Below are 22,650 nucleotides of genomic sequence, written 5' to 3'. Positions count from 1 at the left end.
ACACTGAAGGTTATAACTCCGATGGACATGCAAGCCCGTATTCGCCACCTGTTCCAAGCCAGCATTGAAACCAAGCAGCAGGCCATGGAAGTGCTCACCCCCTTTATCGAGCAAGGCAGCCAGGCCATGGTCCAGGCACTGCTCAGTGAAGGCAAAATCCTCTCCTGCGGCAATGGCGGCTCAGCCGGCGATGCCCAGCACTTCTCTTCCGAGCTACTCAACCGCTTCGAGCGCGAACGCCCCAGCCTGCCGGCCATCGCCCTAACCACTGACAGCTCGACCATCACCTCGATCGCCAACGATTACAGCTACAACGAGGTGTTCTCCAAACAGATTCGCGCACTCGGTCAGCCTGGCGACGTGCTGCTGGCGATTTCCACCAGCGGCAATTCGGCCAACGTGATCCAGGCCATCCAGGCCGCTCACGACCGCGAAATGACCGTAGTGGCCCTCACCGGCCGCGATGGCGGCGGCATGGCGTCACTGCTGTTGCCGGAAGACGTGGAGATCCGTGTCCCCTCGAAAGTCACCGCACGCATCCAGGAAGTCCACCTGCTGGCCATCCACTGCCTGTGCGACCTGATCGACAGCCAACTGTTTGGGAGTGAAGAATGACCCGTTCACCGCTGATCCTTGCCGCCCTTGCCCTGACACTCGCCCTGACCGGCTGCGGCAACCGCAGCGTCGGCAACAAAATCGACGACCAGTTCATCCCCTCGGAAGTCAGCTCCAGCGTTGCCCGCGCGCACATTGACCTGACCAGCCCGACGTCGCACATCGTTGTCACCAGCTACAACGGCGTTGTCTTGCTGGCGGGCCAGACACCGCGTAACGAGCTCAAGGCCATGGCCGAACAGGCCGCTCGCCGGGTCAACAACGTGAAGAAGGTGCACAACGAGCTGCAGGTTCTGCAACCCACCTCGCTGCTGGTGCGCAGCAATGACTCGCTGCTGACCAGCCGTATCAAGACCCAGATGCTCGCTGACAGCGCCGTACCAGGCACGCGCATCAAGGTGATCACCGAGAACGGCATCGTCTACATGCTCGGCCTGGTCTCGCAAGCCGAAGCCACTCACGCCACTAACCTGGTGCAAAGCGTGTCTGGCGTACAGAAAGTGGTGAAGCTGTTCCAGTACACCAACTGATAGCTTCAGCAAACCGCCCCTGCGTAACGCTTGCAACAAAAAAGGGAGGCCTGCAGGCCTCCCTTTTTTGTGTGTCCGTCATTGTGGCGAGGGTAACGCCTTTTCTTCGCCTGCCTGGTTGGGCAGTGCGGACCCGGGTGCCGTGGCGATCCGGTGGGATCGGCGGCGACCGCTCACCTGATTGGGCGAAGCGGTTGGACGTGTCGTCCGGGCCTTGAAGTTGAGGTAAAGCTTACGCCTGACGGCGCAGCGAAAGATTGCGAACATTGCTGAAATAGCCATCACTTGCGCAATTAATCACCACAAGCGCATGATTAGCAGCAATCAGAAAACAAAAGCATGGCAAAGATGAACAGACTTGATCGCTACGACCTGAATATCCTCGCCGAATTGCAGCGTGATGCCACCTTGTCCAACCAGGACCTGGCCGAGCGCATCGGCCTATCACCCTCGCCTTGCTCGCGACGGGTCAAACAGTTGCAGGACGATGGCTACATCCTCGGCCAGGTCGCCTTGCTTGACCGCAAGCAGCTCGGTCTGACGCTGACCGCCTATGTGCTGATCGGCATGGACCGGCACACTCCTGAACGCTTCGAGCACTTCCAGGCCGAAATCCGCAAATGCCCAGAAGTGCTCGAATGCTGCCTGGTGACCGGGATGGATGCGGACTATCAACTCAAGGTGGTGGTGCCGGACATGGATCACTACCAGAAGCTGCTGCTGGGCACACTGACCCGTATCGAGGGGGTTTCCAGCGTGCGCTCCAGCTTCGTCCTGCAGCAGATTCTCTCCACCACGCAACTGCCCTTGCAGCAACTGCGCGGCTGATCGCCGCACCCTCGCCATGCGCGGCTGCCAGGGCCGCCCCTGATGCGTATAATCGCGACCCTCTGGCGGGCGTCACCACGCCCGCCTACGCATCGATTTTCGGCACCCAGCCGAGCACCTGCAGGTTCATGAGGCCCGAATGGAAACCGAACAGTTTGAATCCCTGATGATGTACGCCCTGGTGGGCGGGCTGATTCTGTTCATGTTCTTCATCATCTGGGACCTGGCCAAGAAGTCCAAAGCCGGCCGCATGGGCACTGCCATTCTGTTCCTTACTCTGGGCCTGTGCCTGTTCGCCTTTCTGGCCAAGCCGATCATCACCTACATCATCGAAACCGCTCGCGGCATCCACGGCTAACAAGCCCAGCGCGCTTAGTGGTTCCTGATCGCACTCGCCTGCGGTTTTCAGTCGTTCCCCAGGAGTCTTCATGTCCCCCGCTGATCTGGTGATGCAGAGCTATGGCCGCTGCTGCGCCAGCCCTGATTTCTTTGACAGTTTCTACCGCCACTTCCTCGCCAGCTCACCCGAGGTGCGTGAGAAGTTCGTTAATACCGAGATGAACGGGCAAAAGTTGCTGCTGCGTCAGGGCATTCTCAACCTGGTGATGCATGCGCGCGGCCTGCCGGACACCAAGCTGCGCGCCCTGGGCTGCAGCCATTCCCGTGCGGCCATGGATATTCGCCCAGAGCTGTATGTGCTGTGGCAGCAGGCGTTGCTGCGCACCATCGGCGAGCATGATCAGCAGTGCTGCAGCAAAACCCGCAGCGCCTGGAATGAGGTACTGGAAAAAGGTATCGCGGTGATTAAAGCCGGCTACTGATCAGCCCCGTCGGGCCGGCACTTCGCGCCACTCTCCGGGCTGCAACCCGTCCAGGCTGAACGGACCAATACGTACGCGCACCAGGCGCAGCGTCGGCAGGCCCACAGCCGCTGTCATGCGTCGCACCTGGCGGTTGCGCCCCTCACGAATCACCAGCTCCAGCCAGGCCGTCGGGATGCTTTTGCGAAAGCGCACCGGCGGGTTGCGTTCCCACAGCTGCGGCTCATCCAGTAACCGTGCTTCGGCCGGCAGTGTCGGGCCGTCATTCAGCTGCACACCGTCGCGCAGCTGCTGCAACTGCGCCTCACTGGGCTCGCCTTCCACCTGCACCCAATAGGTTTTCGCCAGCTTGTGCTTGGGGTCGGCAATGCGTGCCTGCAAGCCACCGTCATTGGTCAGCAGCAGCAAGCCTTCGCTGTCACGGTCCAGCCGGCCAGCCGGATAGACGCCAGGCACATCGACAAAATCCTTGAGGGTGGCACGGCCCTGTTCGTCGTTGAACTGGGTGAGCACATCGAACGGTTTGTTCAGCACCAGCAAACGCGGTTCGGCCGGCGGTGCCTTGGCCACGCGGCGCACCGCCGGTTTGCTGCTGTGCGGGCGAGAAGACGCAGGGCGAGGTGGGCGCGACATAGGTGATCCAGAAACCGATTACGAGGCGGCCAGTGTAACCGAGGCCACGGTTGGACTATCAGGCTGAGTGATCCGCACAACCTTCACCGGTGTAGCGGGCTATGCTGGCAAGGTTGTGTTTCCCGTCCCGAGGCCATTGTTATGAGTTCGTCCGAATCCATCGTCGACACCTTTACCGGCTGGGCTGCCAAAGCCCCCGGCGCCCCCCTCGAACCGCACAGTTATGACCCCGGCCCACTGGGTGCCGAAGAGGTCGAAGTGGCCGTGGAATACTGCGGCATCTGCCACTCTGACCAGTCGATGATCGACAATGAATGGGGCAATGCGAGCTACCCCTTTATCCCCGGCCATGAAGTGGTCGGCACCGTGGTGCGCCTTGGCCCGCAGGCCCGTGGCCTGAAGCTCGGCCAGCGGGTGGGCATCGGCTGGTACAAGGGCAGCTGCATGCATTGCAGCTCGTGCATGGAAGGCTCGCACCAGCTGTGCGGCACAGTAAAACCGACGATTGTCGGCAGCAACGGCGGTTTCGCCGACCGTCTACGCAGCCACTGGGCCTGGGCGGTAGCGCTGCCTGACGGCCTTGATCCAGCGCTGGTCGGCCCGCTGTTCTGCGCCGGGTCCACGGTGTTCAGCCCGTTGCTGGATTTCAACGTGAAACCCACTGACAAAGTCGGCGTGGTCGGCATCGGCGGCCTTGGCCATCTGGCGCTGGGCTTTCTCAATGCCTGGGGCTGCGAAGTCACCGCCTTCACCTCATCACTGAGCAAACAGGATGAAGCCAAACGCCTGGGCGCGCACAAAGTAGTCGCCTCCACCGACAGCGCGGCACTCAAGGCAATTGCCGGCAGCCTGGACTTCCTGCTGGTCACTGCCAGCGCCGACCTGGACTGGAATGCCATGCTCGGCACCCTCAGCGGCAAGGGCCGCCTGCATTTTGTCGGCATCGTACCCAGCGCGATCCCGGTGCATGTGTTCAGCCTGATCCCCAAACAGAAGAGTCTGTCCGGCTCACCGGTCGGCTCGCCGGCGAATATGGCCACCATGCTGGAATTCTGCGCACGCCATCAGATCCTGCCGCAGGTCGAGCACTTCCCGATGAGCAAGGTCAACGAGGCCATTGACCATCTGCGCAGTGGCAAGGCGCGCTACCGCGTGGTGCTCGACGCCAGCAAGTGACAGCGGGGGCAAATCAGTTGCATGATTTGCCCCTTTTTTCACCAGCGCTGAGCCCGTCATGCCGCCGTTGATCGAAGCACCAACATCTGCCGATTTTCCGCGTCTGCTTGAGGTATGGGAGGCGGCGGTACGCGCTACCCATGATTTCCTCGAAGAACACGATATTCAACTGCTCAAACCCTTGTTGATCGAGCAGTACTTCCCCCAGGTGCAGCTCAGTTGCATACGCGCAGAGGATGGCCGGGTAGCTGGTTTTCTCGGTTATGCAGAGGGCAAGGTGGAGATGCTGTTCGTCGACCCGCACGTCCACGGTACGGGCATCGGCCGCACCCTGCTCGACGATGCCGTGACGCGCCTCGGCGCTAGCCAGGTTGACGTCAATGAGCAGAACCCCAAAGCGCTCGGTTTCTACCTGAAACAGGGCTTCGCTGTAGCAGGCCACTCACCACTGGATGGCGGTGGGCGGCCTTTCCCCATTCTGCACCTGCGCCTGCAACAGCCAGCACGCTGAACCCCGCGCTCGGAGCGATTACAGGCGCGGCATGTTCTTGGTCACGCAGTGGATACCACCGCCACCACCGGCAATCGGGTCAATATTCACCTGTACCACCACACGCCCCGGATACAGCTGGGTCAGCAGATCTTTACAGTACTTGTCGGCCGCCGCGTCACCGAACTGCGGCGCAATCACCGCGCCATTGATCGGCAGGTAGTTGATATAGCCCGGCGCGAAATCCGGATTGTTACGGGATGTAGACGTTGCTGCGCACTTTCAAGGGTGGAGGCAGGGTGTGCACTACCAGCTTGCGACCATCGGCGTCGGTGGCGCTCTGCAATATCTGCAAATGGCTACGGGTTACCGCGTAGTCGTAGGACTTGGGGTCGTTGTCCAGGTTGGCGATAACCACGCCCGGCTTGACGAAGCGTGCATAAAAATCGACGTGGGCATCGGTGATGTCCTTGTTCTTGATCCCCGGCAGCCAGATGATCTTGCGCAGGCCAAGGTTGGCCTTCAGCTCGGCCTCGATCTGCGCACGGCTCATGCCCGGATTACGGTTGCTGTTGACCCAGCAGCTCTCGGTGATGATCGCCGTGCCATGGCCATCCACCTCGATACCGCCGCCCTCGCCGGTCAGCTGGCTGGCGATATAGGTGGCATAGGTTTCGTAGCTCAGCGCATCGGCCACCTGGGTGTCGTTGCTGGCGCGCTGCTTGCCGCCCCACCCGTTGAAGTTGAAATCGACCAGACCGCGACCGCCCTGCCCATCGACCACAAAGCAGCCGCCATAGTCGCGCACCCAGACATCATCCAGCGGCATGGTCAAAAACTTGATATTGGTGGTGCCGCACTTGCTCTTGGCCAGCGCCAGCTGGTTGGCGCGGCACAGCACAGTCACCGGCTGGTATTTGGCGATGGTCTTGGCCAGCAGGGCGATGCAGTCGTTGACTGGCGCTGCCCAATCTTCCCACACCGCACTGGAGGCTGCGAAAGCGAGAAATACCCGCTCCTGCGGCGCATGCTCGTCCGGCATATACCAACTGTTGCCCAGGGCCGCTCGCACACGCGGCGCATTCAGGCCAACGCCCATGGACGCGACCACGCCCAGGCCGGCGGCGGCAGTCAGTTGCTTGATGAAATCACGACGTGTCGACATGGGTCTGCTCTCTCTAGGTCGGGCGGCTGTGAAGGGTGAGGGGCTGGCAGCGGCTCAGTGACTACGGGCCGTTTTGAATTGGCTCCAGGCGCGCATACGGGCACGCATGTCCCGCTGGGGAATGTCCTTACCGGGGATCAGCCGCGCGTAGGTGGCTTCATCGACATAGATCTCCGGGTTGTTGCGCATGTCGGCATCAACCAACGGCCGAGCTTTGGCACTGGAGGTCGGGTAACCGGTGAAGTTGCTGATCGCCGCCATGTGCGCAGGACGCATGACGAAATTGATAAAGGCATAGGCATACTCCGGGTGCCGGGCATCCACCGGGATAGCCATGGTGTCCATCCACACCGTGGTGCCCTCACGCGGGATGTGGAAACGAAAATCCACCTGTTTGCCGGCACCGGCCGCAGCGCGCTGAGCCTGGGTGACATCACCGCTATAACCGAGCGACAGGCACAGGTCACCATTGACCAAGTCGGTGACCGGTTGCGACTGGAACTTGCGGATAAAGGGTTTGATCGCCAGCAACAGCTCGCTGGCGGCCTTGAGATCGTCCGGTCTGGCGCTGCGCGGTGAGCGGCCGAGGTAATTGAGGGCCACGGCCATGACCTCATCGGGCGAGTCGATCATCGAGATACCGCAGTCGGCGAACTTGGCCGCGTTTTCCGGTTTGAACAGCAGATCAAGACTGTTCACTGGTGCGTCATGCATACGCTGCTCAATCATCGCGGCGTTGTAGGTGATACCAATGCTGCCCCAGGTGTAAGGCACGGTGGCGTGGCGCGAATAGGGGTACTGGGTCTGCAGGTTGCGCAGGCCAGGCTCGATGTCAGCCAGATGCTCGAGGTTGGACGTGTCCAGCTTCTGCAGCGCACCGGCGCGCATCAGCCGTTCGGCCACGGTGTCACCCGGGAAGATCAGGTCATAGCCGCTGCGCCCGGCCATCATCTTGGCCTCCAGCGTCTCGCTGCCTTCCATGACGTCGTAGATCACCCGGATACCGGTTTCCTGAGTGAAATTGCTCAGGGTCTCCGGGGCGAAATAGTCGGCCCAGTTGTACAGCCGCAGAGTCTTTTCCTCGGTCTGGCCCCAGGCCTGGGAGCAACCCAGGGCGAGGTTCAGTGAAGCGATCAGTAAGGCATTACCCGGTTTCATCGTCAGACTCCTTGGTGATTCCAGCGCACATGGGTTTGCCGTCCGTCCAAGCCCAGCAGCGGGCCGTACATTTCCGGGCGGCGGTCGCGGTAGATGCCCCACGTCTGGCGCTCTTCGCCCATCGCGGCCAGATCCAGCTCGCGTACCAGCACACCCGCGCTGTCGCGATCCGCCTCGGCGAGCAATTTGCCCTTGTGGTCGGTGATAAAGGACGAGCCGTAGAAGCTCATCTGCAACGCCGGATCAGTGCTCGCCACTTCACGGCCGACACGGTTGGCGGCGATCACCGGCAGGATGTTGGCGGCGGCATGACCGCGCTGGGTGAGCTGCCAGTGGTCGCGCGAATCCAGCGCCGCAGCGCCAGGCTCGGAGCCGATGGCGGTGGGAAACAGCAGCACTTCGGCACCTTGCAGGGCCAGGCAGCGCGCGGTTTCCGGGAACCACTGATCCCAGCAGATGGCCACGCCGATACGGCCAGAGGCGGTATCCCAGACCTTGAAGCCGGTATCACCGGGGCTGAAATATTCCTTCTCCTGGTAGCCGATGGCGTTGGGGATATGGGTCTTGCGGTACACCCCGAGCAGGCGACCATCGGCATCAGCCACGCTCAGCGAGTTGAAGTAGGCGTTGCCAGCCTTCTCGAACCAGGACAGCGGCAGCACCACACCGAGTTCCTTGGCCAGGCCGGCGAAGCGCTTGAGCACGCGGCTCTGGCTGTATTCCTCGGCCAGCGCCAGGTGCTTGTGGTCCTGCTCAATGCAGAAATACGGGGTGGCGAACAGCTCCTGCAACAGGATCAGCTGCGCGCCCTTGGCGGCCGCCTCGCGCACCAGGCGCTCGGCCTGGTCGAGGTTGTGCTCAAGGTTCCAGCTGCAGGCGAACTGGGTGGTGGCGACGGTCAGTTTGCTCATAACCTCACCCCTTCAACGGCCAGGCCGGCTGCTGCTGGGTGATGCAATGCACCCCGCCGCCGCCATGGGCCAACTGGTTGATCTGCACCGCCACCACTTCGCGGCCCGGGAAGGCCAGGCGCAGGGTTGCCGCCGCTTCTTCATCGGCAGCAATGCCGTAGGCCGGCATGATGATCGCGCCATTGCAGATGTAGAAGTTGGTGTAGGAGGCGCAGAACACCTCGGCTTCGGTGTCCACTGCCTCGCTGGCCTCGAACAACTCGAGTATCTCGAACGTGCGGCCGCGGGCGTCGGTGGCCAACTCCAGGGCCCGGCGGTTTTCACGCACCACTTCGGCATACACCGACCCCTGGTCGCGGGTGGCGTCCACCAGCAGCGCGCCGGGTTTGGCGAAGGCACACACGCCATCGATATGGCCGTCGGTCATATCGCCGGTGACGTACTGCGGATCACCCGGCAGCCAGATGGTCTTCTTCACGCCCAGCAAGCGGGCGAAGATCTCTTCCATCTCGACCTTGTTCATCCCCGGATTGCGGTTGGGGTTGAGCAGCACCGACTCGGTGGTGATCAGGGTGCCGTCGCCATCGACGTGAATGGCACCACCTTCGTTGGAGAGCGGCGTGCCGAAGCACTCCATACCCAGACCGTTGAGAATACGCCGCGCCAGGCCCTCGTCCAGATCATGCTCGGACTTGCCGCCCCAGGCATTGAAGCGCCAGCTGACCCCGGCCAGCCCCAATTGCGGATGGCAGACGAAGCTCGGCCCGGAGTCGCGGCACCAGCTGTCGTTGACCGCCAGTTCGATCAGCTCGATGTTGGGCCCGCACAACTCACGGGCACGCAGCGCTGCCGATGGATCAACCACAATCTTTACCGGTTCGAAGCGAGCAATGGCGTTGGCCACCCGGGCGAAGTCGACCTGCACCTCGTTCAGGGTCACGCCCCAGCCGGATTCCCACAGCGGCTGGTTGTGCGGCCAGACCATCCAGGTGGCGGCGTGCGGGGCCCATTCAGCGGGCATGAACCAAGTGTTTTCTGCGACTGCGTTATGCTGCACACAAGTGCCTTCAGTTAAGCCTTTGTTATCACTGAAAACCGCGAATGCGGTGATGGCTTGCATGCTAGGCCTGTAAAAATGCCGTAACAAACGATAGATTTTGCGCAATTCTGATTAGCAGGACTTATCAAACATGCTCAAACACTGGCCTCCACTGAACGCCCTGCGCGGCTTCGAAGCCGCCGCCCGCCTGGGCAGTTTCCACAAGGCGGCCGAAGAGCTGCACCTCACCCAGTCAGCGATCAGCCAGCAGATCCGTAGCCTGGAAAGCTTTCTCGAACAGCCGCTGTTCTACCGCAGCGGACGCAGCGTCAGTCTCACCGATGCCGGGCATGACCTGCTGAGCACCACCCAGTCGCTGTTGCAGCAACTGGCCGTGGGCATCCGTCGCCTGGAGCAGTACCGCAAACCCAACCAACTGGTGGTCAACACCACGCCGGCCTTCGCCCGCCACTGGCTGGTGCCGCGCCTGGGCGAATTCCACCGCCTGCACCCGGAAATAGACCTGTGGCTGTTCACCAGTGATGAGGCGCCAGACATGGCCACTCAGACCATCGACATTGCCGTGCGTGACGACCTCACCGCCCAGGCCGAGTGCAGCTTTCGCGTGCTACTGGAAGACCGCCTCTATCCGGCGGCCCACCCCAACCTGCTGGAGCAACAACCAGACGAGCGCTGCACCCTGCATGGCGAACGGGAGATGGATTGGAGCCACTGGGCAGTACAAGGCGGGCAGGATGTGGGCCAGCAGAGTAACGGGCTGAATTTTTCCGACCCTGGCCTGCTGCTGGATGCCGCCAGCCAAGGTCTGGGCATCGCACTGGTCAGCCAGTTGCTGGCTGACCAGGCGCGGCGCAACGGCCTACTGCAACCACTGGTGGAACAGAGCGTACGCGGCCCCAACTGGGCCTGGCTGGTGCACCGCGACAGCGAAAGCGACCCGCTAACGCGCAGCTTCTGCGCCTGGCTACATACGGCGCTAACCAGCGAGGTGCCTTAGAACCTGTTTACGATCTCGCGAGCTAGATACCTACAAGGCAAAAACAGGCGAGGAAGCGGAGTTTACTGGCGTAAATGAGCATTCCGAGCCTGTTTTTAACGCAGTAGGGGCGACGCGCAGCAGATCGTAAATAGGTTCTTAGCGAAACGGCGGCTCGTCGAAACTGCGCAATTTGCGCGAATGCAGCGAGTTGAGTTGGCTGCGCATCAGCTCCAGCGCGGCGATGCCGATATGCAGGTGCTGGGTCACGGCGCGCTCGTAGAACGCCCCGGCCGCGCCCGGCAGTTTGATCTCGCTGTGCAGCGGCTTGTCCGACACACACAACAGCGTGCCGTAGGGCACTCGCAGGCGATAGCCTTGCGCAGCGATGGTGCCGCTTTCCATGTCCACCGCCACCGCGCGTGACAGGTTGATCAGCGGCCGTTCCTGGGCCCAGCGCAGCTCCCAATTGCGGTCGTCGTAGGTCAGTACGGTGCCGGTGCGCAGGCGTTTTTTCAGCTCGTCGCCCTGCTCGCCGGTAACCTGCTTGGCGGCCTCCTGCAAGGCCTGCTGCACCTCGGCCAGGGCCGGCAGCGGGATATGCGGCGGCAGCACGCGATCGAGAATGCCATCGCGGCGCATATAGGCGTGGGCCAGCACGTAATCGCCGATGGTCTGCGACTGACGCAGGCCGCCGCAGTGACCGATCATCAGCCAGCAGTGTGGGCGCAGCACGGCCAGGTGGTCAGTGATGTTCTTGGCGTTGGACGGACCGACACCGATATTCACCAGGGTAATGCCGTGGCCGTCTTCGGCTTGCAAGTGGTAGGCCGGCATCTGGTAACGGTGCCAGACCACATTCTCGATGATCGCCTGCATCTCGCCTTCGGCCATGCCGCGCTCGACCACCACGTTGCCCGGCAGCACCATGCGGGTGAAACGCGAGTCGCCGACCAGCATATCCAGGCCATGGCGGATGAATTGGTCGACGTAGCGGTGGTAGTTGGTCAGCAGAATCCACGGCTGCACATGGCGCCAGTCGCTGCCGGTGTAATGCACCAGGCGGCGCAGGGAGAAATCCACCCGGGCGGCATCGAACAGCGCTAGCGGCAACGGGTCGGTGTTTTCCCAATCGTACAGGCCATCGGCGGTGCCATCGGTGGCGGCCGACAGATCAGTGCTGGGGAACACCCGCGCCAGCTCGGCGGCGGTGACCCCGGAGCCAGCCAATTCATCACCCTGCTCCACCACGTAGGGATAGGGAATGTTCTGCTGGCTGATGCCCACTTCCACGCGCACGGTGAAGTCGCTCATCAGCGGGCGCAGCTGCTCCAGCAGGTATTTGCGGAACGCCGCCGGGTGCGTGACGGTAACGCTGTAGGTGCCTGGCACCTGCACCTTGGCATAGGCGCGCACAGTGGTCGGCACTTCGCCCTGGCACAGGTAGGTCAGGCGCAATTCTGGGTAGCGGAACTGGCACTGCTGCGCGGCATCGGGTTTGATGCGCTCTTTCAGGTAACGCTTGAGCGCCTGACTGAGGGCGCTGGTAGCCTGCTGGTGCAGCGCGGCGAGACGATCCACCGCCTCTTCGGCGGTAGTGGCGACAACGAAGTCATCGGAACAAGGGCTCACAAGGCATCTTCCTGGCTGATCGGACAGGCCCTATCTTGCCCTGATCCGTCGCGCTTCGGATAGCGCGGCGTTGACCGCCCAGTCACCCAATACCCGCTAATCTTGTTGCACCCATTGCCCCGAGGACACCGCATGCCGCACGCCCTGTTCATCCTGTTCCTGAGTTTACTGCCCAGCCTGCTACTGGCCGACAGCCTGGACGGTCACTACCTGGCCACCCTGGACGGCCAACCCGCCGAGCTGCACCTGCGCAGCCAGGGGCCGCAGGTCAGTGGTGAATACATCGAGGGTGGCCGGTTGCGTCTACAGATAAGTGGCAGCTTCGATGGCCAGCGGCTCACAGCACAGATCAGCGAAGCACAATCCGGACAGGCAATCGCCAACATGACGGCCACCTATGCCAACGGCGTGCTCGACAGCCACATCGCTGCGCGCAACCCGCGCACGGGCGAAACCCTGGAGCGCAGCGCCGTGTTCCATCGCCAGACGTTCAGCGACGCCGCCATCGCCAGCAAGGCCAATCGCCAATTCCGCGACCCGGCACTGATCGGCACCTGGGTGCACGAAAAAATCACCAACAGCGGCGGTGCCAACTTCGCCTCGATGACCACCCAGATGATTCTGCAACTGACCGTTGATGGCGGCGTGAGCCAATGGAGCCGTACCGTCGCCGGCGGCGCCGACTGGAACTACAACGCCCCCGGCGAGCTGCAGTACACCGGCCGCTGGATAACCACCAACACCGGCTTGCTGGAAGTCCAGCTGCAAGGCCAGAACGACTATCAGCCGGCCGCCCGCTACCATTTCAGCGACCAATACCTGGTGACCGAAAGCAACACCGGCAAGATGATCTGGCAGCGGCGCTGAATACACCAATCCGGCACGCAGCAAAACGCCGCAATATCGGGAAGCAGCAGCTCGGCTGAAAACATTCAGATTGCGTTGTGAACCCTGTTGCGCAAGCAGGTGAACACCGCACTGGCGGTGGCGCACAGCTGCCCCTGAACATCATGCAGCGTGGCTTGCGTGGAAACCTGCCGCCCGTCACGCTGCAACACGCGCGCTTCGGTGCGCAGCGGCCAGGCTGCCAGGCCAATCGGACGCAGGTAATTCACCTGCAAGCTGGCAGTCACGTACACCTCCTCAGCACTGGCCTGCGAATACACCGCCAACCCCAGCGCCGCATCGAACAGCGTGGCGGTGTAACCGCCATGCACACCACCAAGTGGATTGAAGTGCACAGCCGGCGGCTGACTGCTAAAGCTCGCCGCCCCTTCGGCAGCCTGCAACCGGGAGATGCCGTAGTCCGCCGCGATATCACCGGTCAGCCAGACCTGTAACTGTTCAAAGAGACTGCTGTGCATGCTGGCGGTCTCAGATCAGATGCGGCGTACTGCGCGCCAGCAGTGCTTCGACATCCAGCCCGCGCGGCAAGGTGCCGTAGACCCGCCCTCCCTGCCCGCCCAGGCGGCTGGCGATAAAGGCATCGCTTACCACCGAATTGCCGGCTTCCAGCAACAGCTTGGCTTGCAATGCCAGGGCTACGTCCTCGGTGAGCTGACGGGCGCGGTACTGGATATCGGCGGTGTCGCGGAAATCCGCCTGCAGTTGCGCAATATGGGCTTTCAGCCGTGCATCGCCGTGACCGTCGCCCAGCTCGGCAAACAGAGCATCGAGCACGCCCGGCTCCTTGGACAGCGCACGCAGCACGTCCAGGCACTGCACGTTGCCCGAGCCTTCCCAGGTCGAGTTGACCGGTGCTTCACGGTACAGGCGCGGCAGGATGGTTTCCTCGACATAACCGGCACCGCCCATGCACTCGGCCGCTTCATTGATCATCGCGGGGGCGCGTTTGCAGATCCAATACTTGCCTACGGCGGTCACCAGGCGAGCGAACTTGTCTTCCTGCTCGTCATGCGGATTGTCCAGCGCCTTACCCATGCGCATAGTCAGCGCCAGCGCCGCCTCGCTTTCCAGGGCCAGATCGGCCAGCACGTTCTGCATCAGCGGTTGCTCGCTGAGCACACGACCACCGACCTGACGGTGCGCGCAGTGGTGCGCGGCCTGGCTCAGGGCCTGACGCATCAGCGCGCTGGAACCGATCATGCAATCGAAGCGGGTCAGCGCCACCATCTCGATAATGGTCGGCACGCCACGGCCTTCCTCGCCAACCATCCAGGCCAGCGCACCGCGGAACTCCACCTCGCTGGAGGCGTTCGACCAATTGCCCAGCTTGTTTTTCAGGCGCTGGATATAGAACTCGTTGCGCGTGCCATCCGGACGGTGGCGCGGCAGCAAAAAGCAGGTCAGGCCCTTGTCGGTATACGCCAGAGTCAGGAAGGCATCGCACATCGGCGCCGAGCAGAACCACTTGTGGCCGACCAGCTCATAGGCCTGGCCCGGGCCGCCCAAACCAACCGGGTAGGCACGCGTGGTGTTGGCGCGCACATCGGTGCCACCCTGTTTCTCGGTCATGGCCATGCCGATGGTCGCGCCAGCTTTCTGCTCGATCGGCAGATTGCGCGGATCGTATTGAGTGGCGAGGATTTTCGGCAGCCACTTTTCAGCCACATCAGCCTGCAGCTTGAGCGCCGGCACGCTGGCGAAGGTCATGGTCAGCGGGCAACCGCTGCCGGCTTCGGCCTGGCTGTGCAGATAACTCATGGCGGCGCGCGCCACCTGAGCGCCGGCCCGCGGGTCGGTCCAGGGCATGGAAGGAATACCATGCTCGATGGCCGCCGCCATCAGTTGGTGATAAGCCGGATGAAACTCCACCAGATCGGCGCGATGGCCGTAGCGGTCGTGACTCTTGAACACCGGCTTGTTCTCGTTGGCGAGAAAACCGGCGGCCATCAGCTCGCCGCCGGCCAGCGCGCCATACACATCCAGGCGCTGCTCGGCCCAGCCACCGCCAAAACGTTTGCTCCACTCTTGCAGCGGCAGGTCGACGCGGTACAGGTTGGCGCCATCCAGAGGTGGCACCTGGTTGAACACTTCGTGGGTTTCGGCGTGTTGGCTGGCATTCATGGCTGAGGCTCCTCTTCGGGCAATGGGGCGCCAACGGCGCGCAGGCAGAACGTAATCAGAGCCTGGCTGACTTCGGCCAGGCTGGGGGCGGGGTACCCGGCTTCGCGGGCGGCACGCGCAGGTGGTGACAACGGCCCGACCAGGGCTTCGGCAATGGCGCCAACCAGGCAGGCCGCGACCAGGTTGATCTGCTGCACATGGAACACGCCTTGGGCGACGCCCTCCTGCAGCAATTCGACGAACAGATCGGCATAGGCTTCGCGGTAGAACAGGCGCTGTTCATCCACCTGCGGGTCCACCGGTTCGGCAATCAGGGCGAAGGCCAGCTGGCGACTGTCCCAGGCCCGCGCAGCAAACCGCTCCAGGCCATCAGCCAAGCGTTTTACCGGGCTGCCTGATGCTCGTACGGTGATCGCCAGGGCATCGACCTCACGCTGGCTGGCCACGGCAAACACTTCCGCCGCCAGCTCGCCCTTGCTGCGCACATGGCGGTACAGACTGCCGGTGGCAATGCCGACATCTTCGGCCAGCGCTTGCATGGTCAGCGCGGCAAAGCCACCGTCAGCCACCCGCGCCAGAGCGGCGCTGATGATGCGCTCACGCAGCGCTTGATCGCGGTCGATCCGCAGGGCGGTGGTGCGATAGGCCATGGTCTGAATCCTGATTCACGTTTATTCAAGTGAATCAGGATTCAGAGTTTGGCTAAAGGGTGATTCCGGGCACAGTCGACGGCATAAACGCCAACCACTGACGCATATAGCATGGAGGATTTAGTTAAATACGCGCTTGAGCGGCACCGCCCTGCCGGGCGCGCGGGGTTCAGTGGTGCGCAAAGCGCACCCTACAAACCAAGCGGCCCTATGCCGGACGGCAGAGCACCCAGTCATGCAGCAGATTGCGCAGCTGTTCGAACTTCACGGGCTTGGCTAGGTAGTCGCTCATGCCGGCGGCCAGACAGCGCTCCCGGTCACCGCTGTGGCTGTGGGCCGTGATCGCCAGCACCGGCAGGTCGCGACAACCTGGCAGGTTGCGCAGCGCCCGGCAGGTGGCAAAACCGTCCATCACCGGCATCTGACAATCCAGCAGCACCGCATCAACCCCTTCGTTACGCAGCACATCCAGGGCATCACCACCGTTATCAGCGGTGCGCACCTGATAGCCCAGTTTGAGCAGCATGCCGCGGGTCACCAATTGATTGATCGCGTTGTCTTCGACGATCAACACCGTGCACTGCTCAGGCGCACGCAACGCCGGCCCCGTGACCTTGGGGGCCAGCTGTGCCGGCGTTGCCAATTGTACCGGCAGGGCCAACGGCAACTCCAGACAGAAGCAGCTGCCCTGCCCTGGCTGGGATTCATGGCTGAGGTTGCCACCCAGCAGGTCAACCAGTTGCCGGCAGATGGCCAGGCCAATACCCAACCCGCCGTATTCCCGGGTCATCGAGCCATCCAGCTGCTGAAAGCGCTGGTACAACTTGCCATCGACCGGGACCGCAAAGCCCACGCCGGTATCGATCACCTCGATACGCAGCGGCAGGATATCGTTAGCCGTACCACCGCGACTGACGCGCACCCGCACCTCACCGTGCAAGGTGAACTTGATGGCGTTATCCAGCAGGCAGCCCAAGCTTTGCTGCAATTTGCTGGCGTCGCCTTCGAGGGTGTCGGGCAGGTTGTCATCCAGCTCCAGCACAAAACGCAGCCCCTTCTCTTCGGCGCGCGGCGCGTATTGCGCGCGCAGACCGTCAAACAGACCGCGCAGGCTGAAAGGCTCGCGCCGTGGGTACAGGCGGCCAGCTTGCAGCTCGGTCAGGGCAAGGATGTCATTGACCATGCGCATCATGTCGCGGGCCGAACTGGCGGCGGTTTTCTGATAATTCGCCAACTCGCCCTCAAGATTGAGCATCTGCATCAGCTCCAGCGAACCGATCACCCCGTTCATCGGCGTACGCAGTTCGTGGGTGACGGTGGCGAGGAATTCATCCTTGAGTCGGTTGCTGGTGGCCAGTTCCTGGTTGAAGGCTTCGAGCTTGAGCCCGGCTTCTTGCAGGATGCGTGTGCGCTCTTCCTTCATGGCATTGATGCGGTCGGCCAGGGCCAGCGACAGCAGCCCGACCTCCAGCGCCGAGCCGATCTGACTGGCATACATGGTGAGGAAGATGTTCGGTAGGTAGCCCAGCACCATCAGGGTATTGATCGCCCCACCGGCCAGAAAGGTGCTCCAGGCGATGATGAAATAGCGCGCCACGCGCATGCCGCGCAGCCAGGCGAGAATCCCGGCGCTGAAAATCACCACGGTGAACAGCAGAGCCAGGTAGGTGGCCAGGCGCAGCGACAGTGCGTAACTGGCCGTAAGGGCCAGGGTCATCACCAAAACGCCACAGGCCATCAGCAGCAGCAAGGCGCGATCAACCCAGGGGCTGTGTTCGGCGGTGTGCAGGAAACTGCGCGCGAACTGACAACCGAACAACGCCGCCGCGCCGATCAGGAACGGCGTGGCCGCATTCGCCCACCAGGGGCTGTTGGGCCAGAAATACTCGATGGCCGCACCGTTGACCGACAGCTGATAGAAACCGAACGAAGCGATATAGAGGATGTAATACAGGTAACTGGTGTCGCGGACGCTGAGGAAGATAAACAGGTTGTAGATCAGCATCACCAACAGCACGCCGTAGATGATGCCCAGCACATAGATGCGCGTCGGCTGTTCTTCCAGGTAGGCGTTGGGGGCCCAGAGGGTCAGCGGGGCCTGGATCGAGCCCTGGCTTTCCAGGCGCAGGTAGACGCGCTGCGGCTGCCCGGGCGGCAGTTGCAATTCGAACAGGTAGTTGTGCTGTTTGATCTCGCGGGTGGAGAACGGCAGGGCATCGCCAGTGTGCTGACGCAGCTGATAACGGCCTTCGGCATCAGCCAGATAGAGCTGCACATGGTCGAGCGGCGGGTAGGCCAGCTCCAGCAGCCAGGGCTGTGTCGTGCTCGTCTGCTGCGGGCGGTATTCCAGATCCAGACGCAGCCAGAACACCGAACGCGAATAACCGGCGTTCAGCACGCCCTTGTCGTGCTGACGAAAGCTGCCTTGCAATGCTGGCGAGGTGATGTCCTCGATGCTGGCATCACCGCGCACATCCTCGAATACCGCCATGGCCTTGCCGAGCGGCAGACTGCGGGTGGTTTCATCAAAAACTAATGCGCCGGCCAAGCCTGGCACCAGCATTAAAAAGCAGAGAAGGATGTAGTGCATGCAGCTCAGCCAGAGTAGGCCAGCAGCGCCATCGCGCGCCGCTGGAGCGGTGTATTCATGGGGTTGGCACTCTAGCATAGGCACCCGTGGCGCAAAGCCGGGAAAAGCTGAAATAGCGCGGGGTTTTCACGAAGTGGCGGACACCTCCCGGCGGCATGCAGGTCGTCCGCTGAGAACGCTTTGCTGGTCTTGCGGGGTCTGCAACGCCTGGTTTGGTGATAAGCTCGCGCACCATGAAAATGCCTACCTCTCGCCCCGTAGTGCTGTGCCTGTCCGGTCACGACCCCAGTGGTGGTGCTGGCCTGCAAGCCGATATCGAAGCCCTGCTCGCCCAAGGCTGTCACGCTGCCCCCACCGTGACCGCGCTGACCGTGCAGGACACCGTCAATGTGTCCGACTTCCGTGTGCTCGACCGCGACTGGGTGTTGGCCCAGGCCAATGCGGTGATCAACGACCTGCCGGTCGAGGCCGTAAAGCTCGGCATGCTCGGCTCGGTCGAGATGGTCGAAACCGTACTGGAAATCATGCAGCGCCTGCCGGGCATCCCGCTGGTCTGCGACCCGGTGCTGCGTGCTGGCGGCGGCGGCGCACTGGGTAAGGACGAAGTCGGCTACGCCATGCGCGAGCGACTGTTTGCCGTCTCGACCATCGCCACACCGAACTTGCCGGAAGCTCAAATACTCGCCGAACTGCCGGACGGCACAGCAGATGAGTGCGCAGAAAAGCTGCTGCCCTATATCCAGCACCTGCTGATCACCGGCGGTCATGGCGATGAGCACGAAGTGCACAACCGCCTGTACAGCCGCGACGGCAGCCGCCACACCTTTACCTGCCAGCGCCTGCCCGGCAGCTACCATGGATCCGGTTGCACCCTGGCCAGCACCCTGGCTGGCCGCCTGGCCCTGGACCAGGAACTGGTCAGCGCCGTGCAGTTCGCCCTCGATTACACCTGGCGCACCCTGCGTGACGCCGAACAACCGGGCCACGGCCAGTACATCCCGCGTCGCCTGCCGCTGGATGCCTTTTGATAGAGAGCCGCTGATGAACACCTGCTGGAGCGCCCGATGAAACTGCGTGGCCTGTATGCCATCACCGACAGTGAACTGCTCAAGGGCAGATTGCTGCCCTACGTCGAAGCCGCACTCAAGGGCGGCGCGACGCTGCTGCAATACCGCGACAAATCCAGCGATGACGCGCGCCGCCTGCGCGAAGCCGAAACCCTGCGCGAACTGTGCAACCGTTACGGTGCGGCACTGATCATCAATGACGACGCCGAATTGGCCGCGCGCCTTGGCGTGGGCCTGCACCTCGGCCAGGGCGATGGCTCGCTGTCTGCCGCCCGCGCCTTGCTCGGCCGCCAGGCGATTATCGGCGGCACCTGCCATGCCCAGCTGGAGCTGGCCGAAGCTGCTGCCAAGGAAGGCGTCAGTTACGTTGCCTTTGGCCGCTTCTTCAATTCCACCACCAAACCTGGCGCGCCCTCGGCTGACATCGCCTTGCTGGCGGCGGCGAAAGCCAAGGTCAACCTGCCGATTGTCGCCATCGGCGGCGTGACCCTGGAAAACGCCCCTGAGCTGATTGCCCACGGCGCCAGCATGGTTGCCGTGGTACACGGCCTGTTCGGTGCCGGCTCGGCAGATGAAGTCGAGCGCCGCGCCCGCGCCTTTAGCGCCCTGTTTAGCCCTAACTAACCCTTTTCAGGGGCGGCCCGGCTCGCCCCCGACTCCCTGTTTGAGAGGCCCTGCCATGTCCCGCTCCGAAATCCTCTTCGCCAACGCGCAGAAACACATCCCCGGCGGCGTCAACTCGCCGGTGCGCGCCTTCAAAAGTGTTGGCGGCACCCCGCTGTTCTTCAAGCATGCCGAAGGTGCCTACGTCACCGATGAAGACGACAAGCGCTATGTGGACTATGTAGGCTCCTGGGGCCCGATGATCCTCGGCCACAGCCACCCGGACGTTCTCGACGCGGTGCGCAATCAGCTGCAGCACGGCCTGTCCTACGGCGCACCGACCGCCATGGAAACCGAGATGGCCGACCTGGTGTGCAGCCTGGTGCCGTCCATGGAAATGGTGCGCATGGTCAGCTCCGGCACCGAGGCCACCATGAGCGCCATCCGCCTGGCCCGTGGTTACACCGGCCGCGACAACATCATCAAATTCGAAGGCTGCTACCACGGCCACTCCGACAGTTTGTTAGTTAAAGCCGGCTCCGGCCTGCTGACCCAGGGCGTACCCAGCTCGGCCGGCGTACCGGCAGACTTCGCCAAACACACCCTGACCCTGCCGTTCAACGACCTGGCCGCCGTTGAGCAGATGCTCAGCGAAGTCGGCTCTACCGTCGCCTGCATCATCGTCGAGCCGGTGGCCGGCAACATGAACTGCGTGCCACCGGCCCCCGGTTACCTGCAAGGCCTGCGCGAGCAGTGCGACAAACACGGCGTGGTACTGATCTTCGATGAAGTGATGACCGGTTTCCGCGTCGCCCTCGGCGGCGCCCAGGCCTATTACGGTGTGACGCCAGACCTGACCACCTTTGGCAAGATCATCGGTGGCGGCATGCCGGTCGGCTGCTTCGGCGGCAAGCGCGCGATCATGGGCTGCATCGCCCCCCTCGGCCCGGTGTACCAGGCCGGCACCCTGTCGGGTAACCCGCTGGCCATGGCCGCCGGCCTGACTACCCTGCGCCTGATCAAGCGCCCGGGCTTTCACGCCGAGCTGAGCGACTACACCAGCCGCATGCTGCAAGGCCTACAAGAACGTGCCGATGCCGCCGGCATACCGTTTGTCACCACCCAGGCCGGTGGCATGTTTGGCCTGTATTTCAGCGGCGCCGACGATATCGTCACCTTTGACGATGTGATGGCCAGCGACGCCGAACGCTTCAAGCGCTTCTTCCACCTGATGCTGGAGGGTGGCGTGTACCTGGCGCCTAGCGCCTTCGAAGCCGGCTTCACCTCCATCGCCCATGGCGATGCCGAGTTGACCATCACCCTGAACGCAGCCGAGCGCGCCTTTGCCGAACTGAAAAAGGCCTGAGGCGCTACAGCACGGCGCTGTGCGATGGTGCATTGGCTCTAACCGATGCCGATTGCCAGCGCTGTTCTGTGCGCTGTTGAGGTTTTTTGTCTGCCACAGCAGCTTCGGAGGCAGTGGTGGAACTGTTAGCCTGACGGCTGCCGAGCCTGTCAGGCAGCACCGCACAGAAGAAAACCCGGTAAAGACTTTGTAAGAACGCCGCCGCTTATTTCATAATGTGATGGTTGCCGCGTTCCGGCGACCGGGCACCGCGCCCGCCTTGCATCCCGAGGTACATGGATTTTCATGAAACGCACCGGCCGCACCCTGTCCCTGGGCTGCCTGTTGCTCCTGCTGCCACTGCTCGCTTCGGCGGGCGGCAACTCCTTGCTGATCCCTGCGCTCGGCAGCTGCTCCCTGAATACCACTGCCGAAGAACTGCCAGCCGCCCTCGACGCCTGCCAACAAGCCGCACTTAACGGCGACCTGCAAGCGGAATACGAGCTGGGCGAGTTCTACTACGATGGCAAGCGCGTCGAACGTGACCTTGGCCAGGCGCTGAAATGGTTCGAGCAAGCCTCGCTGCAAGGCCACGCACAATCACAATACCGCCTGGGCATGATGTTCTTCCGTGGCGAAGGCGTGCCGGCCAATGCAGTACAGGCCTATATCGTGTTGAAGATGGCAGCAGTCAATGGTTCGGACGAAGCCATGGACAGCGCCGACCTGATCGCCGCACAGATGCCCCGCGATGAGCTGGAAATTGCCAGCCAGGTGCTTGGGCAGATCTTCCGCAACTACCTGCTGGAATTGCAGAACGCCGACACCTTTACCTCGCCGTTTGCCCCGCTGCCGTAGTCAAACCGTTTTGGCGCGAAGCGTAGCGATCGAAGAGCAGGCAAGGCGCTACGTTAGTAACAGCCTTCGGCTGATCAAAACAGCGAGGCAGCGGAGTTTACTGGTGTAAATGAGCATGCCGAGCCAGTTTTTAACGCCGCATGGTCGAGCGCAGTAGCTTCACTTATCCGGCATCGGCATGGGGAACGGCATCACATTGCCGCCACCCTTGGCATCACTGATCTTCGGTGTACCCAGGCGCTCGACTTCATCGATGCGGATGATCGCGTGCATCGGAATAAAGCTGCGCACCACACCGTCGAACTGCGCTTTGAGCTTTTCCTCACTGGGGTCGACCACCACCTGGGTGCGCTCGCCAAAGACGAATTCTTCCACTTCCAGAAAGCCCCACAGATCGCTTTGAAAGATCTGCTTGGCGTACATCTCGTACACCTGACCCTGGTTGAGGAAAATCACCTTGTAGATGGGTTCGCGCTTGCTCATGGTTATGCAGTTCGTACCGGCGGGTTGATTGA

23 protein-coding genes and 1 pseudogene are annotated in these 22,650 nt (G+C 62.4%); 13 read left to right on the top strand and 11 right to left on the bottom strand.

Annotation, left to right across the window (positions count from 1 at the left end):
• Positions 1 to 21 precede the first annotated feature (21 nt).
• The 5 genes from ACSQ17_RS14565 (at position 22) to ACSQ17_RS14545 (ending at position 2,794) form a co-directional block, all read left to right on the top strand.
• Positions 22 to 615 (top strand): phosphoheptose isomerase, encoded by a 594-nt coding sequence (locus ACSQ17_RS14565; RefSeq protein WP_436069392.1) that lies wholly within the window; start codon positions 22 to 24, stop codon positions 613 to 615.
• Positions 612 to 1,145 (top strand): BON domain-containing protein, encoded by a 534-nt coding sequence (locus ACSQ17_RS14560; RefSeq protein WP_436069391.1) that lies wholly within the window; start codon positions 612 to 614, stop codon positions 1,143 to 1,145. The genes ACSQ17_RS14565 and ACSQ17_RS14560 overlap by 4 nt, the downstream gene beginning before the upstream one ends.
• Positions 1,146 to 1,493: 348 nt before the next feature.
• On the top strand, positions 1,494 to 1,973 hold the full coding sequence (locus tag ACSQ17_RS14555; protein ID WP_436069390.1) for an Lrp/AsnC family transcriptional regulator: 480 nt from the start codon (positions 1,494 to 1,496) through the stop codon (positions 1,971 to 1,973).
• 139 nt (positions 1,974 to 2,112) lie between these two features.
• Positions 2,113 to 2,331 carry a DUF2788 domain-containing protein gene (locus tag ACSQ17_RS14550; RefSeq protein WP_436069389.1) on the top strand — a complete coding sequence of 73 codons (219 nt, stop codon included), beginning with the start codon at positions 2,113 to 2,115 and terminating at the stop codon, positions 2,329 to 2,331.
• Positions 2,332 to 2,401: 70 nt separating this feature from the next.
• Positions 2,402 to 2,794 carry a globin gene (locus ACSQ17_RS14545; RefSeq protein ID WP_436069388.1) on the top strand — a complete coding sequence of 131 codons (393 nt, stop codon included), beginning with the start codon at positions 2,402 to 2,404 and terminating at the stop codon, positions 2,792 to 2,794.
• Here ACSQ17_RS14545 and ACSQ17_RS14540 read toward each other — a convergent pair whose 3' ends face one another.
• The gene (locus ACSQ17_RS14540) at positions 2,795 to 3,364 is read right to left on the bottom strand and encodes a pseudouridine synthase (RefSeq protein WP_436070486.1); all 570 of its coding nucleotides are present in this window, start codon (positions 3,362 to 3,364) and stop codon (positions 2,795 to 2,797) included.
• 204 nt (positions 3,365 to 3,568) lie between these two features.
• On the opposite strand from ACSQ17_RS14540, the gene ahr reads away from it, so the two are divergent.
• Both ahr and ACSQ17_RS14530 read left to right on the top strand, forming a co-directional pair.
• Positions 3,569 to 4,603, top strand: coding sequence for an NADPH-dependent aldehyde reductase Ahr (ahr, locus tag ACSQ17_RS14535; RefSeq protein ID WP_436069387.1), 1,035 nt, complete (start codon positions 3,569 to 3,571; stop codon positions 4,601 to 4,603).
• A gap of 58 nt (positions 4,604 to 4,661) precedes the next feature.
• The gene (locus ACSQ17_RS14530) at positions 4,662 to 5,114 is read left to right on the top strand and encodes a GNAT family N-acetyltransferase (protein ID WP_436069386.1); all 453 of its coding nucleotides are present in this window, start codon (positions 4,662 to 4,664) and stop codon (positions 5,112 to 5,114) included.
• A gap of 18 nt (positions 5,115 to 5,132) precedes the next feature.
• Here ACSQ17_RS14530 and ACSQ17_RS14525 read toward each other — a convergent pair.
• The 4 genes and pseudogenes from ACSQ17_RS14525 to ACSQ17_RS14510 form a co-directional block, all read right to left on the bottom strand.
• A pseudogene (locus tag ACSQ17_RS14525) lies at positions 5,133 to 6,258 on the bottom strand (agmatine deiminase family protein).
• Between the two features lie 54 nt (positions 6,259 to 6,312).
• On the bottom strand, positions 6,313 to 7,416 hold the full coding sequence (locus ACSQ17_RS14520) for an extracellular solute-binding protein (RefSeq protein WP_436069385.1): 1,104 nt from the start codon (positions 7,414 to 7,416) through the stop codon (positions 6,313 to 6,315).
• A 2-nt stretch (positions 7,417 to 7,418) separates the two neighbouring features.
• Entirely contained in the window at positions 7,419 to 8,327 is a 909-nt protein-coding gene (gene aguB / locus ACSQ17_RS14515) for an N-carbamoylputrescine amidase (RefSeq protein ID WP_436069384.1), read from the bottom strand.
• 4 nt (positions 8,328 to 8,331) lie between these two features.
• Positions 8,332 to 9,348 carry an agmatine deiminase family protein gene (locus ACSQ17_RS14510; protein WP_436069383.1) on the bottom strand — a complete coding sequence of 339 codons (1,017 nt, stop codon included), beginning with the start codon at positions 9,346 to 9,348 and terminating at the stop codon, positions 8,332 to 8,334.
• Between the two features lie 169 nt (positions 9,349 to 9,517).
• On the opposite strand from ACSQ17_RS14510, the gene ACSQ17_RS14505 reads away from it, so the two are divergent.
• Positions 9,518 to 10,384, top strand: coding sequence for a LysR substrate-binding domain-containing protein (locus ACSQ17_RS14505; RefSeq protein ID WP_436069382.1), 867 nt, complete (start codon positions 9,518 to 9,520; stop codon positions 10,382 to 10,384).
• A 138-nt stretch (positions 10,385 to 10,522) separates the two neighbouring features.
• Here ACSQ17_RS14505 and amn read toward each other — a convergent pair whose 3' ends face one another.
• Positions 10,523 to 11,995, bottom strand: coding sequence for an AMP nucleosidase (gene amn / locus ACSQ17_RS14500; RefSeq protein ID WP_436069381.1), 1,473 nt, complete (start codon positions 11,993 to 11,995; stop codon positions 10,523 to 10,525).
• A gap of 132 nt (positions 11,996 to 12,127) precedes the next feature.
• Here amn and ACSQ17_RS14495 point away from each other — a divergent pair, with 132 nt between their 5' ends.
• A complete protein-coding gene (locus tag ACSQ17_RS14495) occupies positions 12,128 to 12,862 on the top strand; it encodes a hypothetical protein (protein WP_436069380.1) in 735 nt (244 codons plus the stop codon).
• A gap of 65 nt (positions 12,863 to 12,927) precedes the next feature.
• Here ACSQ17_RS14495 and ACSQ17_RS14490 read toward each other — a convergent pair whose 3' ends face one another.
• The 4 genes from ACSQ17_RS14490 to ACSQ17_RS14475 form a co-directional block, all read right to left on the bottom strand.
• Positions 12,928 to 13,359, bottom strand: a complete 432-nt coding sequence (locus tag ACSQ17_RS14490; protein WP_436069379.1) for a PaaI family thioesterase — start codon at positions 13,357 to 13,359, stop codon at positions 12,928 to 12,930.
• Between the two features lie 10 nt (positions 13,360 to 13,369).
• The gene (locus ACSQ17_RS14485; protein WP_436069378.1) at positions 13,370 to 15,022 is read right to left on the bottom strand and encodes an acyl-CoA dehydrogenase family protein; all 1,653 of its coding nucleotides are present in this window, start codon (positions 15,020 to 15,022) and stop codon (positions 13,370 to 13,372) included.
• Positions 15,019 to 15,672, bottom strand: a complete 654-nt coding sequence (locus tag ACSQ17_RS14480) for a TetR/AcrR family transcriptional regulator (protein ID WP_436069377.1) — start codon at positions 15,670 to 15,672, stop codon at positions 15,019 to 15,021. Before ACSQ17_RS14480 ends, ACSQ17_RS14485 begins: the two co-directional genes overlap by 4 nt.
• A 208-nt stretch (positions 15,673 to 15,880) precedes the next feature.
• Positions 15,881 to 18,262, bottom strand: a complete 2,382-nt coding sequence (locus ACSQ17_RS14475) for a 7TM diverse intracellular signaling domain-containing protein (RefSeq protein ID WP_436069376.1) — start codon at positions 18,260 to 18,262, stop codon at positions 15,881 to 15,883.
• Positions 18,263 to 18,495: 233 nt separating this feature from the next.
• Here ACSQ17_RS14475 and ACSQ17_RS14470 point away from each other — a divergent pair, with 233 nt between their 5' ends.
• The 4 genes from ACSQ17_RS14470 to ACSQ17_RS14455 all read left to right on the top strand — a co-directional run bounded on the left by ACSQ17_RS14470 (position 18,496) and on the right by ACSQ17_RS14455 (position 22,135).
• Positions 18,496 to 19,290, top strand: coding sequence for a hydroxymethylpyrimidine/phosphomethylpyrimidine kinase (locus ACSQ17_RS14470; RefSeq protein ID WP_436069375.1), 795 nt, complete (start codon positions 18,496 to 18,498; stop codon positions 19,288 to 19,290).
• A gap of 36 nt (positions 19,291 to 19,326) precedes the next feature.
• Entirely contained in the window at positions 19,327 to 19,953 is a 627-nt protein-coding gene (gene thiE / locus ACSQ17_RS14465) for a thiamine phosphate synthase (protein WP_436069374.1), read from the top strand.
• Positions 19,954 to 20,008: 55 nt separating this feature from the next.
• A complete protein-coding gene (gene hemL / locus ACSQ17_RS14460; RefSeq protein ID WP_436069373.1) occupies positions 20,009 to 21,298 on the top strand; it encodes a glutamate-1-semialdehyde 2,1-aminomutase in 1,290 nt (429 codons plus the stop codon).
• A gap of 285 nt (positions 21,299 to 21,583) precedes the next feature.
• Complete coding sequence (locus tag ACSQ17_RS14455) at positions 21,584 to 22,135, top strand: tetratricopeptide repeat protein (RefSeq protein ID WP_436069372.1); 552 nt, start codon at positions 21,584 to 21,586, stop codon at positions 22,133 to 22,135.
• Positions 22,136 to 22,294: 159 nt separating this feature from the next.
• On the opposite strand, the gene ACSQ17_RS14450 is transcribed toward ACSQ17_RS14455, so the two are convergent.
• Complete coding sequence (locus tag ACSQ17_RS14450; protein WP_108486963.1) at positions 22,295 to 22,618, bottom strand: DUF1820 family protein; 324 nt, start codon at positions 22,616 to 22,618, stop codon at positions 22,295 to 22,297.
• Between the last annotated feature and the right edge of the window lie 32 nt (positions 22,619 to 22,650).

It is taken from the genome of Pseudomonas sp. LjRoot71, assembly GCF_964253255.1.
Classification (GTDB): Bacteria; Pseudomonadota; Gammaproteobacteria; order Pseudomonadales; family Pseudomonadaceae; genus Aquipseudomonas.
This window is presented reverse-complemented; position numbering and strand designations above follow the sequence as displayed.

Excerpts from the sequence above, each read along its gene's own strand:
- ACSQ17_RS14565 (WP_436069392.1), top strand. The coding sequence starts at position 22 with ATGGACATGCAAGCCCGTATTCGCCACCTGTTCCAAGCCAGCATTGAA.
- ACSQ17_RS14560 (WP_436069391.1), top strand. The coding sequence starts at position 612 with ATGACCCGTTCACCGCTGATCCTTGCCGCCCTTGCCCTGACACTCGCC.
- ACSQ17_RS14555 (WP_436069390.1), top strand. The coding sequence starts at position 1,494 with ATGAACAGACTTGATCGCTACGACCTGAATATCCTCGCCGAATTGCAG.
- ACSQ17_RS14550 (WP_436069389.1), top strand. The coding sequence starts at position 2,113 with ATGGAAACCGAACAGTTTGAATCCCTGATGATGTACGCCCTGGTGGGC.
- ACSQ17_RS14545 (WP_436069388.1), top strand. The coding sequence starts at position 2,402 with ATGTCCCCCGCTGATCTGGTGATGCAGAGCTATGGCCGCTGCTGCGCC.
- ahr (WP_436069387.1), top strand. The coding sequence starts at position 3,569 with ATGAGTTCGTCCGAATCCATCGTCGACACCTTTACCGGCTGGGCTGCC.
- ACSQ17_RS14530 (WP_436069386.1), top strand. The coding sequence starts at position 4,662 with ATGCCGCCGTTGATCGAAGCACCAACATCTGCCGATTTTCCGCGTCTG.
- ACSQ17_RS14520 (WP_436069385.1), bottom strand. The coding sequence starts at position 7,416 with ATGAAACCGGGTAATGCCTTACTGATCGCTTCACTGAACCTCGCCCTG.
- aguB (WP_436069384.1), bottom strand. The coding sequence starts at position 8,327 with ATGAGCAAACTGACCGTCGCCACCACCCAGTTCGCCTGCAGCTGGAAC.
- ACSQ17_RS14510 (WP_436069383.1), bottom strand. The coding sequence starts at position 9,348 with ATGCCCGCTGAATGGGCCCCGCACGCCGCCACCTGGATGGTCTGGCCG.
- ACSQ17_RS14505 (WP_436069382.1), top strand. The coding sequence starts at position 9,518 with ATGCTCAAACACTGGCCTCCACTGAACGCCCTGCGCGGCTTCGAAGCC.
- ACSQ17_RS14495 (WP_436069380.1), top strand. The coding sequence starts at position 12,128 with ATGCCGCACGCCCTGTTCATCCTGTTCCTGAGTTTACTGCCCAGCCTG.
- ACSQ17_RS14490 (WP_436069379.1), bottom strand. The coding sequence starts at position 13,359 with ATGCACAGCAGTCTCTTTGAACAGTTACAGGTCTGGCTGACCGGTGAT.
- ACSQ17_RS14485 (WP_436069378.1), bottom strand. The coding sequence starts at position 15,022 with ATGAATGCCAGCCAACACGCCGAAACCCACGAAGTGTTCAACCAGGTG.
- ACSQ17_RS14480 (WP_436069377.1), bottom strand. The coding sequence starts at position 15,672 with ATGGCCTATCGCACCACCGCCCTGCGGATCGACCGCGATCAAGCGCTG.
- ACSQ17_RS14475 (WP_436069376.1), bottom strand. The coding sequence starts at position 18,262 with ATGCACTACATCCTTCTCTGCTTTTTAATGCTGGTGCCAGGCTTGGCC.
- ACSQ17_RS14470 (WP_436069375.1), top strand. The coding sequence starts at position 18,496 with ATGAAAATGCCTACCTCTCGCCCCGTAGTGCTGTGCCTGTCCGGTCAC.
- thiE (WP_436069374.1), top strand. The coding sequence starts at position 19,327 with ATGAAACTGCGTGGCCTGTATGCCATCACCGACAGTGAACTGCTCAAG.
- hemL (WP_436069373.1), top strand. The coding sequence starts at position 20,009 with ATGTCCCGCTCCGAAATCCTCTTCGCCAACGCGCAGAAACACATCCCC.
- ACSQ17_RS14455 (WP_436069372.1), top strand. The coding sequence starts at position 21,584 with ATGAAACGCACCGGCCGCACCCTGTCCCTGGGCTGCCTGTTGCTCCTG.
- ACSQ17_RS14450 (WP_108486963.1), bottom strand. The coding sequence starts at position 22,618 with ATGAGCAAGCGCGAACCCATCTACAAGGTGATTTTCCTCAACCAGGGT.